The organism is Mycolicibacterium sp. XJ2546, assembly GCF_053483195.1.
Window position 1 is genome coordinate 1 of sequence record NZ_JBEFRW010000013.1, and the last position, 12,645, is coordinate 12,645.

Annotated in this window: 14 protein-coding genes; 6 read left to right on the forward strand and 8 right to left on the reverse strand. The window is 66.8% G+C overall.

From position 1 onward, the window contains the following. Positions 1–21: 21 nt before the first annotated feature. The 5 genes from folP to ABQE44_RS19340 all read left to right on the forward strand — a co-directional run bounded on the left by folP (position 22) and on the right by ABQE44_RS19340 (position 3,164). On the forward strand, positions 22–897 hold the full coding sequence (gene folP / locus ABQE44_RS19320) for a dihydropteroate synthase (protein WP_448393419.1): 876 nt from the start codon (positions 22–24) through the stop codon (positions 895–897). Further along, entirely contained in the window at positions 894–1,844 is a 951-nt protein-coding gene (locus tag ABQE44_RS19325; protein WP_448393420.1) for a glucosyl-3-phosphoglycerate synthase, read from the forward strand. Before folP ends, ABQE44_RS19325 begins: the two co-directional genes overlap by 4 nt. A 30-nt stretch (positions 1,845–1,874) precedes the next feature. After that, positions 1,875–2,240 carry a DivIVA domain-containing protein gene (locus tag ABQE44_RS19330; protein WP_448431400.1) on the forward strand — a complete coding sequence of 122 codons (366 nt, stop codon included), beginning with the start codon at positions 1,875–1,877 and terminating at the stop codon, positions 2,238–2,240. Further along, a complete protein-coding gene (locus ABQE44_RS19335) occupies positions 2,237–2,839 on the forward strand; it encodes a DNA-3-methyladenine glycosylase I (protein ID WP_448431402.1) in 603 nt (200 codons plus the stop codon). The genes ABQE44_RS19330 and ABQE44_RS19335 overlap by 4 nt, the downstream gene beginning before the upstream one ends. Before the next feature lie 157 nt (positions 2,840–2,996). Beyond that, a complete protein-coding gene (locus tag ABQE44_RS19340; RefSeq protein WP_066857137.1) occupies positions 2,997–3,164 on the forward strand; it encodes a DUF3117 domain-containing protein in 168 nt (55 codons plus the stop codon). Positions 3,165–3,175: 11 nt separating this feature from the next. On the opposite strand, the gene glgA is transcribed toward ABQE44_RS19340, so the two are convergent. Beyond that, complete coding sequence (gene glgA, locus ABQE44_RS19345; protein ID WP_448393423.1) at positions 3,176–4,339, reverse strand: glycogen synthase; 1,164 nt, start codon at positions 4,337–4,339, stop codon at positions 3,176–3,178. 91 nt (positions 4,340–4,430) lie between these two features. Between glgA and glgC the strand changes: the two genes are divergently transcribed. Further along, positions 4,431–5,645, forward strand: coding sequence for a glucose-1-phosphate adenylyltransferase (gene glgC / locus ABQE44_RS19350; protein WP_448393424.1), 1,215 nt, complete (start codon positions 4,431–4,433; stop codon positions 5,643–5,645). Here the strand turns inward: glgC and ABQE44_RS19355 are convergent. The 7 genes from ABQE44_RS19355 to ABQE44_RS19385 all read right to left on the reverse strand — a co-directional run bounded on the left by ABQE44_RS19355 (position 5,642) and on the right by ABQE44_RS19385 (position 12,474). Continuing rightward, the gene (locus ABQE44_RS19355) at positions 5,642–6,220 is read right to left on the reverse strand and encodes a DUF4126 domain-containing protein (RefSeq protein WP_448393425.1); all 579 of its coding nucleotides are present in this window, start codon (positions 6,218–6,220) and stop codon (positions 5,642–5,644) included. The two genes, glgC and ABQE44_RS19355, sit on opposite strands and share 4 nt — an antisense overlap. Positions 6,221–6,294: 74 nt before the next feature. Then, positions 6,295–7,578, reverse strand: a complete 1,284-nt coding sequence (locus tag ABQE44_RS19360; protein ID WP_448431404.1) for a DUF222 domain-containing protein — start codon at positions 7,576–7,578, stop codon at positions 6,295–6,297. A gap of 299 nt (positions 7,579–7,877) precedes the next feature. Next, positions 7,878–8,552: a methyltransferase family protein gene (locus ABQE44_RS19365; RefSeq protein ID WP_448431406.1), complete on the reverse strand. Its 675-nt coding sequence runs from the start codon at positions 8,550–8,552 to the stop codon at positions 7,878–7,880. Positions 8,553–8,555: 3 nt separating this feature from the next. Beyond that, positions 8,556–10,172, reverse strand: a complete 1,617-nt coding sequence (locus tag ABQE44_RS19370; protein WP_448431408.1) for an ABC transporter permease — start codon at positions 10,170–10,172, stop codon at positions 8,556–8,558. After that, positions 10,169–11,083 carry an ABC transporter ATP-binding protein gene (locus ABQE44_RS19375; protein ID WP_448431410.1) on the reverse strand — a complete coding sequence of 305 codons (915 nt, stop codon included), beginning with the start codon at positions 11,081–11,083 and terminating at the stop codon, positions 10,169–10,171. The genes ABQE44_RS19370 and ABQE44_RS19375 overlap by 4 nt, the downstream gene beginning before the upstream one ends. Further along, entirely contained in the window at positions 11,058–11,720 is a 663-nt protein-coding gene (locus ABQE44_RS19380; protein ID WP_448393430.1) for a TetR/AcrR family transcriptional regulator, read from the reverse strand. Before ABQE44_RS19380 ends, ABQE44_RS19375 begins: the two co-directional genes overlap by 26 nt. A gap of 94 nt (positions 11,721–11,814) precedes the next feature. Further along, a complete protein-coding gene (locus ABQE44_RS19385; protein ID WP_448393431.1) occupies positions 11,815–12,474 on the reverse strand; it encodes an O-methyltransferase in 660 nt (219 codons plus the stop codon). Positions 12,475–12,645 lie beyond the last annotated feature (171 nt).

Genomic DNA, 12,645 nt, shown 5'->3' on the forward strand with positions numbered 1-12,645 from the left:
GCAGGACCGTAGCCTGGAAGCGTGCAGTCGACCTTTCTGGGCCGCCCCGTGGCGGGTGATCGGGCGCTGATCATGGCGATCGTCAACCGCACACCCGACTCGTTCTACGACCGCGGGGCCACCTTCGCCGACGAGCACGCCAAGGCGGCCGTGCACACGGTGATCGAGCACGGCGCGGACGTCGTCGACGTGGGCGGTGTCAAGGCGGGCCCCGGCGCGCCGGTCGACACCGACGAGGAGATCGCCCGGGTGGTGCCGTTCATCGAATGGGTGCGCAACGCCTACCCCGACCAGTTGATCAGCGTCGACACCTGGCGCTCGACGGTGGCCAAACAGGCCTGCGCGGCCGGTGCCGACCTGATCAACGACACCTGGGCGGGCCACGATCCGGCGCTGCCCGAGGTCGCCGCGGAGTTCGGTGCGGGCCTGGTCTGCTCGCACACCGGCGGCGCGGCGCCGCGGACCCGGCCGTTTCGGGTCAACTACGGCGTTTCCGAGCGTGGCGTCGTCGACGACGTCATTGCCGAGGTGACCGCCGCCGCCGAGCGTGCGGTGCAACTGGGCGTGGCTCCAAACGCCGTATTGATCGACCCGACGCACGATTTCGGCAAAAACACTTACCACGGTCTTAGTTTGTTGCGCCACGTGAAAGACCTTGTAAAAACTGGATGGCCGGTCCTGATGGCGCTGAGCAACAAGGATTTTGTCGGGGAGACTCTGGGTGTGGGTTTGACCGAACGCCTGGAGGGCACGCTTGCTGCGACGGCACTTGCCGCTGCGGAGGGAGTTGCCATGTTCCGAGTACACGAGGTCGGGCCCACGCGACGCGTTCTCGAAATGGTCGCGTCGATTCAGGGCGCGCGTCCACCGGCGCACACGGTGAGGGGACTGGCATGACACTCACACCCGAGCTTCCCGCTACGGACGTTGTCACCGCACGGTGGCTGGCCGAGCGGAGCTGGAACCGGCCGTCGTGGACGGTCGCCGACCTCGAGGCCGCCAAGGGCACCCGGACCGTGTCGGTGGTGCTGCCCGCGCTCAACGAGGAGGACACCGTCGGCGGGGTCATCGCGACCATCGCACCACTGGTCGGCGGTCTGGTAGACGAGCTGATCGTGCTGGATTCCGGCTCGACCGACGACACCGAGATCCGCGCGCTGGCTGCCGGCGCCCGGGTGGTCAGCCGTGAAGCGGCCCTGCCCGAGGTGGCGCCGCAGCCCGGCAAGGGTGAGGTGCTGTGGCGCTCGCTGGCCGCCTCCACCGGCGACATCGTCGTGTTCGTCGACTCCGACCTGATCGAGCCCGACCCGATGTTCGTACCCAAGCTGCTGGGTCCGCTGCTGACCACCGAGGGCGTGCACCTGGTGAAGAGCTTCTACCGGCGGCCGCTGAAGGTCAGCGGCAGCGAGGACGCCAACGGCGGGGGCCGGGTCACCGAGCTGGTGGCGCGACCGCTGCTGGCGGCGCTGCGCCCCGAGCTCGGCTGCCTGTGCCAGCCGCTGGGCGGGGAGTACGCGGGCACCCGCGAATTGCTGATGTCGGTGCCGTTCGCGCCGGGTTACGGCGTGGAGATCGGCCTGCTCATCGACACCTATGACCGCTTGGGGCTGGATGCCATCGCCCAGGTCAACCTCGGGGTTCGCAGCCACCGCAACCGGCCGTTGACCGAGTTGGCGACGATGAGCCGCCAGGTCATCGCCACGACGCTGTCTCGCTGCGGGGTGCCGGATTCCGGGGTGGGGCTGACCCAGTTCTTCGCCGACGGCGACGACTACACCTCACGCACGTCGGCGGTATCGCTCACCGATCGGCCCCCGATGGCCACCCTGCGCCCGAACGCCTGATTGTCGGAGCGCTGAGGCAGTATCGATGCCGTGACGCTTGTTCTGGTCTATCTGGTCGTGCTCGTCCTGATTGCGGTCGTGCTGTTCGCGCTTGGCACCGTTCTGTTCGGGCGCGGGGAGCCGCTGCCTCCGCTGCCGCGCGGGACGACGGCCACCGTGTTGCCCGCCTCCGGAGTCACCGGCGCCGACGTCGAAGCGGTCAAGTTCACCCAAAGCCTGCGCGGCTATAAGACCAGCGAAGTGGACTGGGTGCTCGACCGGCTCGGCCAGGAGCTGGATCTGGTGCGCGGTGAGTTGGCGGCCGTGCGCGCGGCCTACGGCGTCGGCGACGACGACTCCGAGGAGCCCGAGGATGACGGCGTGCATGCGGGGCCGTCCGCGCAGGACGAATCGTGACCACCGACGACGACGGCCGGGTCCGCTGCGCCTGGATCGACGCGGCCCGCCTGGCCCCCGCCGATTACGTGCTGTACCGCGATTACCACGACACCGAGTGGGGCCGGCCGCTGCGCGACTCCGCGGCGCTGTTCGAACGCATCAGCCTCGAGGCGTTCCAGAGCGGGTTGTCGTGGCTGATCATCCTGCGCAAACGCGACAACTTCCGGCGCGCCTTCCACCAGTTCGACGCCGCGCGCATCGCCCGCTACACCGACCGTGACGTCCAGCGGTTGATGGCCGATACCGGAATCGTGCGCAACCGCGCGAAGATCGAGGCCACCGTCGCCAACGCCCGCGCGGTCGTCGACCTCGCCGAAAACGGGGTGGACCTGGCCGAGCTGCTGTGGTCGTTCGCCCCTGCCGGCCGGGCCCGGCCGGTTGACATCGCGCACGTCCCGGCGGTGACCCCCGAATCGACGGCGATGGCCAAAGAACTCAAGCGTCGCGGCTTTTCCTTCGTGGGTCCGACGACCGCGTACGCCTTGATGCAGGCCACCGGAATGGTCGACGACCACACGGCCGACTGCTGGGTGCCCGCACCGTCGTCGCAGTCTTAAGCCGGGTCTTTGCACACCGAGCGGCGGTGATAGGGAACAATAGGGGGAGTTCAATAGCAGTTCAGTGCCGGGAGCTGCCAACGGGTGGGCGCTCTTGGCCCCGACGAAGCCCGCTGGCTAGTCCCCGGCGGGCGGTTCATTGTGGAGGGAGCACTCGATGGCGGCGATGAAGCCCCGGACCGGAGACGGTCCACTGGAAGCGACGAAGGAGGGGCGCGGCATCGTGATGCGAGTACCACTGGAGGGCGGTGGGCGACTCGTCGTCGAGTTGACCCCTGACGAGGCCGCGGCACTCGGCGAAGAGCTGAAGAACGTCACCAGCTAGTCCGCCCGGGTCTACGCACACACCTTGCGGTAGATCTCGAGCGTCTGTTCGGCGATATGCGCCCAGGAGAATTCCTGGATGCACCGCTGCCTGCCTGCCTGACCGTAGTGGCGCGCCGTGTCCGGATCACCCACCAGCTCGTTGACCGCCTGGGCGAGCCGTTCCTCGAAGCCCGCAGGGTCGTTCGGGTCATAGCTCACCAGCAGGCCGGTCTCGCGGTCCGCCACCACCTCGGGGATGCCCCCGACATCGGAAGCCACCACCGCCGTCCCGCATGCCATCGCTTCGAGGTTGACGATGCCCAGCGGTTCATACACTGACGGGCACACGAACGCGGTTGCAGCCGACAGTATTTCGCGGATCTTGTTGACCGACAGCATTTCTCGGACCCAGAACACGCCGCTGCGCGCGCCGGTGAGATCCTGCACGGCTTCGGTCACCTCCGCCGCGATCTCGGGGGTGTCGGGAGCCCCGGCGCACAGCACCAGCTGAACGTCTGGCGCGAACCGGTGCGCCGCGGCGACCAGATGGGCGACGCCTTTCTGCCGGGTGATGCGTCCGACGAACGCCACGATCGGACGCGACATGTCCACACCCAGCTCGGCCAGCACCGACTCGCGCGCGTCGGGCACCGCCGGATACCAGACGTCGGTGTCGATGCCGTTGCGCACCACGTGGACTCGGTTGGGATCCAGCGCGGGATAGGTGCGCAGCACGTCGTCGCGCATGCCGGAGCTGACCGCGATGACCGCGTCGGCGCCTTCCACCGCCGTCTTCTCCACCCACGACGACACCCGGTAGCCGCCGCCGAGCTGTTCGGCCTTCCACGGCCGCATCGGCTCGAGTGAATGCGCGGTCACCACGTGCGGGACGCCGTAGAGCAGCGACGCCAGATGTCCGGCCAGCCCGGTGTACCAGGTGTGTGAATGCACGACGGTGGCCTGCGCCGCGGCGTTGGTCATTGCCAGATCCGCGGACAGCATCGACAACGCTGGGTTCGCGCCCGACAGGGCGGGATCGGGTTGCGCGACGACGGCGTCGGTCCTGGGCGCACCCATGCAGTGCACGTCGACCTCACACAGTCGGCGCAGTCGCGCGACGAGTTCGGTGACGTGCACCCCGGCCCCGCCGTAGACCTCGGGCGGGTACTCCCGGGTCATCATCGCCACCCGCATGGGATCGACGATAGTGACGGCCGCTCACCGCTGCAGCCTGATGTCGACGTGGGTGTTGGCAGTGAAGAGAATCGGCCGATAGGTTTGGAATATGAGGGAATTGCCACACGTGCTGGGCATTGTCCTGGCCGGCGGGGAGGGCAAGCGGTTGTATCCGCTGACCGCTGATCGGGCCAAACCGGCGGTTCCCTTCGGTGGTGCCTACCGGCTGATCGACTTCGTGCTGTCCAATCTCGTCAACGCCCGGTATCTGCGCATCTGTGTACTGACCCAGTACAAGTCGCATTCACTGGACCGGCATATCTCGCAGAACTGGCGACTGTCTGGTCTGGCGGGTGAGTACATCACCCCGGTGCCCGCCCAACAGCGGCTGGGCCCACGGTGGTACACGGGTTCGGCCGATGCCATCTACCAGTCAATGAACCTCATCTACGACGAGGATCCCGACTACATCGTCGTGTTCGGCGCCGACCACGTCTACCGGATGGACCCCGAGCAGATGGTCCGCTTCCACATCGAGAGCGGCGCCGGCGCGACGGTCGCCGGTATCCGGGTGCCGCGCACCGAGGCCACCGCGTTCGGTGTCATCGACGCCGACGAGTCGGGCAGGATCCGTGCCTTCGTGGAGAAACCAGCGGACCCACCCTCGGTGCCGGACAATCCCGACGAGGCGTTCGTGTCGATGGGCAACTACATCTTCACCACGAAGGTGCTCATCGACGCGATCCGCGCGGACGCCGAGGACGACCACTCCGACCACGACATGGGCGGCGACATCATTCCCCGGCTGGTCACCGACGGGATGGCCGCCGTCTACGACTTCAACAACAACGAGGTCCCCGGCGCCACCGAACGCGATCACGGCTACTGGCGTGACGTGGGAACCCTCGATGCGTTTTACGACGCGCATATGGATCTGGTGTCGGTGCATCCGGTGTTCAACCTGTACAACAAGCGCTGGCCGATCCGCGGTGAGATGGAGATGCTGGCACCGGCGAAGTTCGTCAACGGCGGCTCGGCGCAGGAGTCGGTGGTCGGTGCCGGCAGTATCGTTTCGGCTGCCTCCGTTCGCAATTCGGTGCTGTCGTCCAACGTCGTTGTCGACGACGGGGCCATCGTGGAGGGCAGCGTGGTCATGCCCGGAACGCGGATAGGTCGCGGCGCGGTGGTGCGCCATGCCATCCTCGACAAGAATGTCGTGGTGGGTCCTGGCGAGATGGTGGGCGTCGATCTCGACAAGGACCGCGAACGGTTCGCGATCAGCGCCGGCGGTGTGGTGGCGGTCGGCAAGGGCGTCTGGATCTAAGCCTCGGTTGGTCGGCGTCGGCGTCGTAACCGCACGGCCGCCCAGGCCAAACCGATCACCACCACGAGCACAAGTACGGGCACCAGGATCGCGACGAAGACCAGGCCGAAGCTGACCCCGTCCTCGACGGTGCTCAGCACCGGGGCGGCTACCCCGGCGGTCGCGACGTTGGCGGCAGGGCGCACCGTGGATTTGGTCAGCGAAATCACCAGTGCCACAACGACACCGATGAGCACAGCGACCCATTGACCGGATTGGGCGAACGCGCCGGGATCGGTGACCGCCGAAGTCTGTGCGGCGGTGCCCGAACCGAACACGATGCCGCCCGACGTCGGCCGGATGAACGTTTGAACGGCGTCGTTGACGGTGTCGAGTGCGGGCACCTTATCGGCGATGACCTCGATCACCAACAGCACCGCGACGATCAGCATGACCCAACCGTTCTCCAGCCAGGCCCAGCCCTGCGGCAGCGCGACCAGATCGGTGAACCGGGACAACAAGCCAAGCGCCAGCAACGGGATGTAGGCGTTGAGCCCCGCCGCGGTCGCTAAGCCGAGTCCGGTCAGCACTTCCATGGGGACAGTATGGGCGCACGCGCCACCACGGCCTGCGAGTTGCTGGAACCTGACAGGCGACGATCGAAACCGAATCAGGCAGCGTCGCGCCAGGCCAACACGTCGGCGAAGGCGATCTCGATGCTGCTCGCCGGGGGTCGGGGCGAGCCGGGCAGTGGTGGCGCCTTGGATCTGTGGCGGGCCTTGGTCGGAGTGGTGATCTCGGAGGTGTGGGTGCCGTCTTCATCCCGCCGGGTGGTGACCCGCCAACCCGGGGCTTCCTTGGCGTAGTTGCAGGCTTCGCAGTCGCCGAGACCGTTCAGCTCGCTAGTCTGTCCACCCACGGCGTGGGCGGTTGCGTGGTCGATGTGTCGAATTGGGGCATCGCAGTATGGGGTGCGGCAGGTGTCATCGCGGAAGGCGATGAACTTTGCGAGGGCTTTGGGGAACAGCCGGGCCCGGGATTCCATGGCGACCAGCGCACCGGATGACGGGTGGCGGTACAGGCGGCGCAGCGTGGCTTTGGAGCGTTCGTCGGCGATCGCGTGGCTGGCCAAGCGGCGCGCGATTGCGGCCGGAATCGGCCCGTATCCCGGAACCCGCGCCGGAGTCTGGTCGTCGCCCAACAGGGTCTCATCGGTCACGACGAGGTCGACCGCGATTGGCGTCGGAACGTCGGCCGGTTGGCCGGTCACGCGCTCGACGAGCGTATCGGCCATGACCTGGCCGCGCGAGCGGTTATCGAACGTGGTGTCGGCTTGCCGTCGTAACGCTGCATACACGCTGATGCCCTGGGTTAGCGGCAGCAGCGCGGTAACATAGACCATGTTGTCGGGTGCTGGACGGGTGGTCACGGTGCGCTCCCGCTCGGCACGCACCGCGCGGTCGACGACCGCTTGCGGGTCCAGTTCGTAGGCAATGGCCTTCGCCGCGGCGGCGATTCGCTTATCGCCCTTGCCTTCGAGTTCGGATTGATCCGCGCACATCTTCGCATCGAGCTTCCCGCGGTCTTCCACGGTCAAGCAGGCCGACTCGCGCACGATGAGGGTGGCCCGCCATTCCGACAGCGTTCCTGCCTCGAGCGCAGCGAGCGTGTGGGGCATCTCGTAGACGAGCGCCTTGGCGAAACCCAGATGGCGATTGCCGCGATTCGGCGAATCATGCCGAGCCAACGCGATCTCGCTGGCCAGACCGCGGCAGCGTTTGGCGGTAGGAATCCCTTCGGCTTCCTCGCGGGCGCGGCGCTTCTGGTCGAGTGCGGCGGTGAGTCTGGCCTGCCCGGCGGCCGCGACGGACTTGAAGTGTTCGAGTTCGGCGATGCACTCGACCAGCGTCGCCTCATCGGCGTCGGTGTCGAGGACTGCCAAAGTGTCGAACATACGTTCGAGTATAACGCACAAGGCGACAACTTTCGCGAGGAGTTCGCGGGCTGTGGACAACTAAGCAGGCGCGGCTGGCCACCTGAGCTGACGGCGGTGATATCGGCCACCGCCGAGCCTGAATAAAGCGATGCGACGGAAAGTCGCCGTCGTACTCGGAGGCTTCGGACGGACGGGGCAAAATTTCGATGCGCGCGTCTCGGTACCCGACGCACGCCGGTGCCACTGCCACGCCGTGGCCTTACGCACGCCAGTTGTGTCCGGTTGCGGGGCGCGCATTGGCTGGCGCCGGTCCGCGCTCACCAGACGCAGGGCAGCAACCGGTAGTGCACCTTCTCGGTGTACTGGTCTAGTCCACGAGTTCGGTGCGTAGTGCCTTGCTCCTCGTCGAGGATCCGGAAGACGAGCATCGCAACGGTGGGTATCACGGTCACCAGCCCCCAATACGAGTCCAGCGCAAGCGGCGTGCCGATCATCATGATCAGCGTCCCGGAGTACATCGGATGACGAACCACGCCGTACAGGCCCGTCGAGACGAGCTTCTGTTCTACTTCGACCGTGATGGTCGCCGCGGCGTAGTTGTTCTGGATGACCACGATCTGCGCGAGGGTGAGCCCCACCCACACCAGCGCGTTGCCGACGATGACCACCGCCGTCGGCACGCTCGACCAGCCGAACCGGTGATCGAGTGCGCTGATCACCAGGACCGCGAGGACCGACAGGATCGTCGCGGTGATGATGAGCTTCTGCACCGTGCGGGTTTCGGCGAACGGCCCCGCGCGCATGCGCCGGCGCAACGCATCGGGCATCCGCACCGCCAGGTAGAAGGTGGGGCCCATTGTCCCAACGACGAACACCGCGATGAAAACCCAAGCCTGCCAATAGTGGAAGGTGCCGGCGGGCCAGAACAACCCCACGCCGAAGAACACGACGCCGAAGACGGCCGAGGCGAGCACCTGAAAAGCAATCTTCATAGATCACACCGCGTCGCGCCCGCGGTAGATCAGGCCCGCGCCCAGCGTCAGCAACCCGGCGACGACGACCATCCCCACCATCGCCGCCACGGGGACATCCATCGGCGCCGTCGTTTGACCCACTGGGGAGAGGTCCAGCAGCCACTGCGGAAGGCGTAGCAGCGCACCAAGATACAGCGACACGATCACGAACGTGACGACAAGCCAGGTGATCCAAACCTGGCGCAGTGCGAATGCGATCGCCGCGATACCCGCGATCACCGCCATCGCCGGAAGGTGCGCCAACGCGGCGAGCGTCAGTCGGACGACGGCGTCGGGTTCACCGAGCGCGATACCGGCGCCCAATCCGTTGCCCAAACCGGCGCTGAAGAGCAACACGAATGCACCGACCAGCGAAGCCGCCACCGTCGAAAGCAGCCAGCGCCACCGCGATACGGATCCGGCCAGCACGGCCTCGGCGATGCCCGACTGTTCGTCGGCGTTGAGCCGCAACACCGTGATCGCGACGAACGCGGTCGCCGCGGCCGCCAAGAACTGTGTCATGGAGGTGTAGATGCCGTCGTTGCCCTGCGCGGAGAGCATTTGGGCGACCAACTCGTTCTCCTCGGCCATGTCCAACAGCGACTGGGTCAATGACCCGAATGACAGGCCGGCCAAGAACAATCCGATCGACCAGCCGATGACCTGGCCGCGTTGCTGCATAAGGTCCAGCCCTAGGACACCGCGGATCGGCGGGGCGTTGGGATGCGTACCGCCGGACGGCAGCCTTCCCGCGTCGTACTCGCGGGACCGTTGCAACACGGCGGCCGCCACCAGAAGTGCGCCGGCCAGCGCGACGAGCATGGCCAGCGGCCACCACCGCAGATCGACGAACGCCCGCATCTGCTGGGCCCAGGCGATCGGGGAGCACCAACTCAGCGCGCTGCCCGAATGTTCGATCACATCGCCGACCCCCCGGACCACCACCGCGGCGGCCAGCACCGCCATCGCCATCCCGGTGGCCATCCGCGCCGTGCGCCACAGCTGCGCGGTCACCGCGGCCACACCGCCGAACACCATTGCCACCCCGGCGATGCCGAAGCTCACCGCCGCGGAGTCGACCAGCGCCAGGCCGGTTGCGGCCGTCGCGGCGGTCATCGTCACCGCCAGCACCGCGTTGAGCCCGGCGACGACGAGGATCGCCGCGCCGGTTCGGGCATACCGTCCGACCGGTGCTGCCAACACCAATTCGGCTGCACCGCTTTCCTCTTCGGTACGAGTGTGCCGTACCACGGTGAGAATGGCCAGGATCGAGGCGGCGACGATAACGCTGAGCATGACCTCGTTGGCGAACATGGCTCCGATGTCGGTCTCGTTGCGCCCGAACATCGGTCCGCTGAACATGATCCCGGCCGGAGTCTTGATCAGGTTGGCCCGCGCTATGCGGTCGGCTTCCTCCGGATAGGCCAGCTCGAAAGCGGAGGGGGTGTACCACATGGTGAGCGTCAGCGCCGCGATCCACACCGGCAGCCGGATACGGTCGCGGCGCAGCGCCAGGGCGATGAGCCGGCCGAGACCGGTCAGCGAGGAGCCCGTCTGATGCGCATGACGAGCGCCAACAGCGGTCGCAACGGCGGTCATCGTTGGGCCCCTTGATATTCCCGCAGAAACATATCCTCCAGAGAGGCAGGAGACACCGTGAGTTCGTCGATACCCAGCGTGGTCAACTGGCTCATCGCGTGGTCCAGATCCTCGCGGTCGACCGAGAAGGTGCTCAGGCCGTCGTCGACGGCGAAGTCGTGCACGAACCGAGCCGAACGCAGGCCGTCGACGGGCGAGCGGGTGCGCACCTGCACCGTCGTGCGCATCAGATGTCGCAATTCGGCCAGACGCCCGGATCGAACGGTGGCGCCGGCTCGGATGATCGTCACCGAATCGCAAAGGCGCTCCACCTCGGCGAGGATGTGGCTGGACAGCAACACCGATGAGCCCTTGTCGGCCGCCTCCTGAACACAGAGCTGAAACGCCTTGTCCATCAACGGGTCCAGGCCCGAGGTTGGTTCATCGAGGATGTAAAGCTCGGCGTTGGTGCTGAACGCCGCGATCAGCGCCACCTTCTGCCGGTTGCCCTTCGAGTAGGTGCGGGCCTTCTTGTCGGGGTCCAACTCGAAGCGTTCGATCAACTCGTCGCGACGTTTGGTGTCGAACTCGTCGCGAAGGCTGGCCAGAAAGTCGATCGCCTGGCCGCCGGTCAAGTTGGGCCACAACGTCACATCACCGGGTACGTAGGCGATCCGGCGGTGCAGCGCCACCGCGTCGTGCCACGGATCCCCGTCGAGCAGCCGCACCGTGCCGCCGTCGGCGCGTAACAACCCGAGCAAGACGCGGATGGTGGTCGACTTACCCGAGCCGTTGGGCCCCAGAAATCCCGCGATGCTGCCCGGTTCGACGACCATGTCCAGGCCGTCGAGGGCCTTGGTGCTTCCGAAATACTTTTCCAGTCCGTGTATTTCGACTGCAGGGCGCTCAGCTCGTGGCGACGTCGTAGTCATGTGCCCCTCCCTGGGATTGGTTCCGGCTGCGAAACGCGTCGTACATGGTGGAGTCGGCCATCACGCCCTCGGTGTAAATCTCGAGAGCGGGCAGCATCATCTCTTCGCTGTAGTCGCGAAGCACCGCACGCAGATCGGTTGGGTTGTCGTGCAATTGCAGGTACAGCAGGAACCCGCCGCCGCCGCTGAGCACCATGTACTTGGCCCTGGCGGTGGGATCGCGGCTGGGTTTGAGGACGCCGTTGTGGACGCCCTCGGCGATGTACTCCTCGGCATCGGCGATCATCTTGCGCCACAGCGTCTTGGCCAGCTCGCTGCCCGACTGCATGCTGCGCACCAGGTAGGCCATCAGCGGGGCGTAGGACTCGATCTCGGCCAGCTGCGCAAACCACGTCGCGGGATCGTTGGCGCGCATCGACTCCAGCTTGCCGCTGCGCACTTCCTCGGCGATGTGGTCGTCGCACGCCGTGCGCAGGCCCTCCTTGGATCCGAAGTGGTGAATCACCAGCGCCGCGGAGACGCCCGCCGCCTCGGCGATGGCCCGCAGGCCGACCTGGAAGCCGTGCTGACCCCACTGGTCGATCGCGGCATCGCGGATTCTCGCAACAGCCGTGCGATCTTCAGGCACTGAACGCATGTTCAATACACTAAACGCACGTTTAGTCAGGGGTCAAGGTTTGTGTGCGTCCAGCCGCGCTGAGCGCAACAAGACGCACACAAATCGCAAAAAATCAGTCGCGTGCGGCGACGAGCAGGCCGTCGCCCAGCGGGATCAGCACCGGGGTGAGCCGCTCATCCTCGGCGATCAGCCGCGCGGCCTCGCGCACCGCGGTCACCTCGGCGTCGTTGGCGCGCGCATCCCCGGCGCGACCGTCGAGGGCGGCGCGGTGCACGACGATTGCACCGCCGGGGCGCAGCAGCCGCACGCCCTCGGTGACGAACTGAGGCTGATCCACCGGATCGGCGTCGATGAACACCAGGTCGTAGGACTCGTCAGCCAGCCGGGTGAGCACATCCTGCGCCCTGCCGCTGATCAGCCGGGTGCGGCCGGGTCCGATACCGGCCTCGGTGTAGGCCTGCTTGGCGATGCGCTGATGTTCGGGTTCGACATCGATGGTGGTGAGCACGCCGTCCTCACGCATGCCCGACAGCAGCCACAGCCCGCTGATGCCTGCGCCGGTGCCGACTTCGACGACGGCCTTGGCGCCGGTCATCTTGGCCAACACACACAGCAGTGCACCGACGGCGGGGGTGACCGCGCCGGCACCGATGTCGTCGGCGCGATCGCGGGCGGCCGCGACAATCGCGTCCTCGGAGATCGACTGCTCGGCGTGCGCGACGATCGACTCAGCGCGGCTTTGCTGACCGCTGCTGTCGTCGGTGCCCGCCATGCCCGCAGCGTAGAGCCAACCGACGCCGCCCGACCCCCGACACGCCCGGGCCGACACCGTAGTATTCGCCCGCAGCAACCCGGTTTTCGCAGGTGAAAAATGGGTAGAAAGCATTCTCAGGAAATGTTCAGTTTGCTCATATGCGAACCACACCAGGGTCGGAGACCGTAT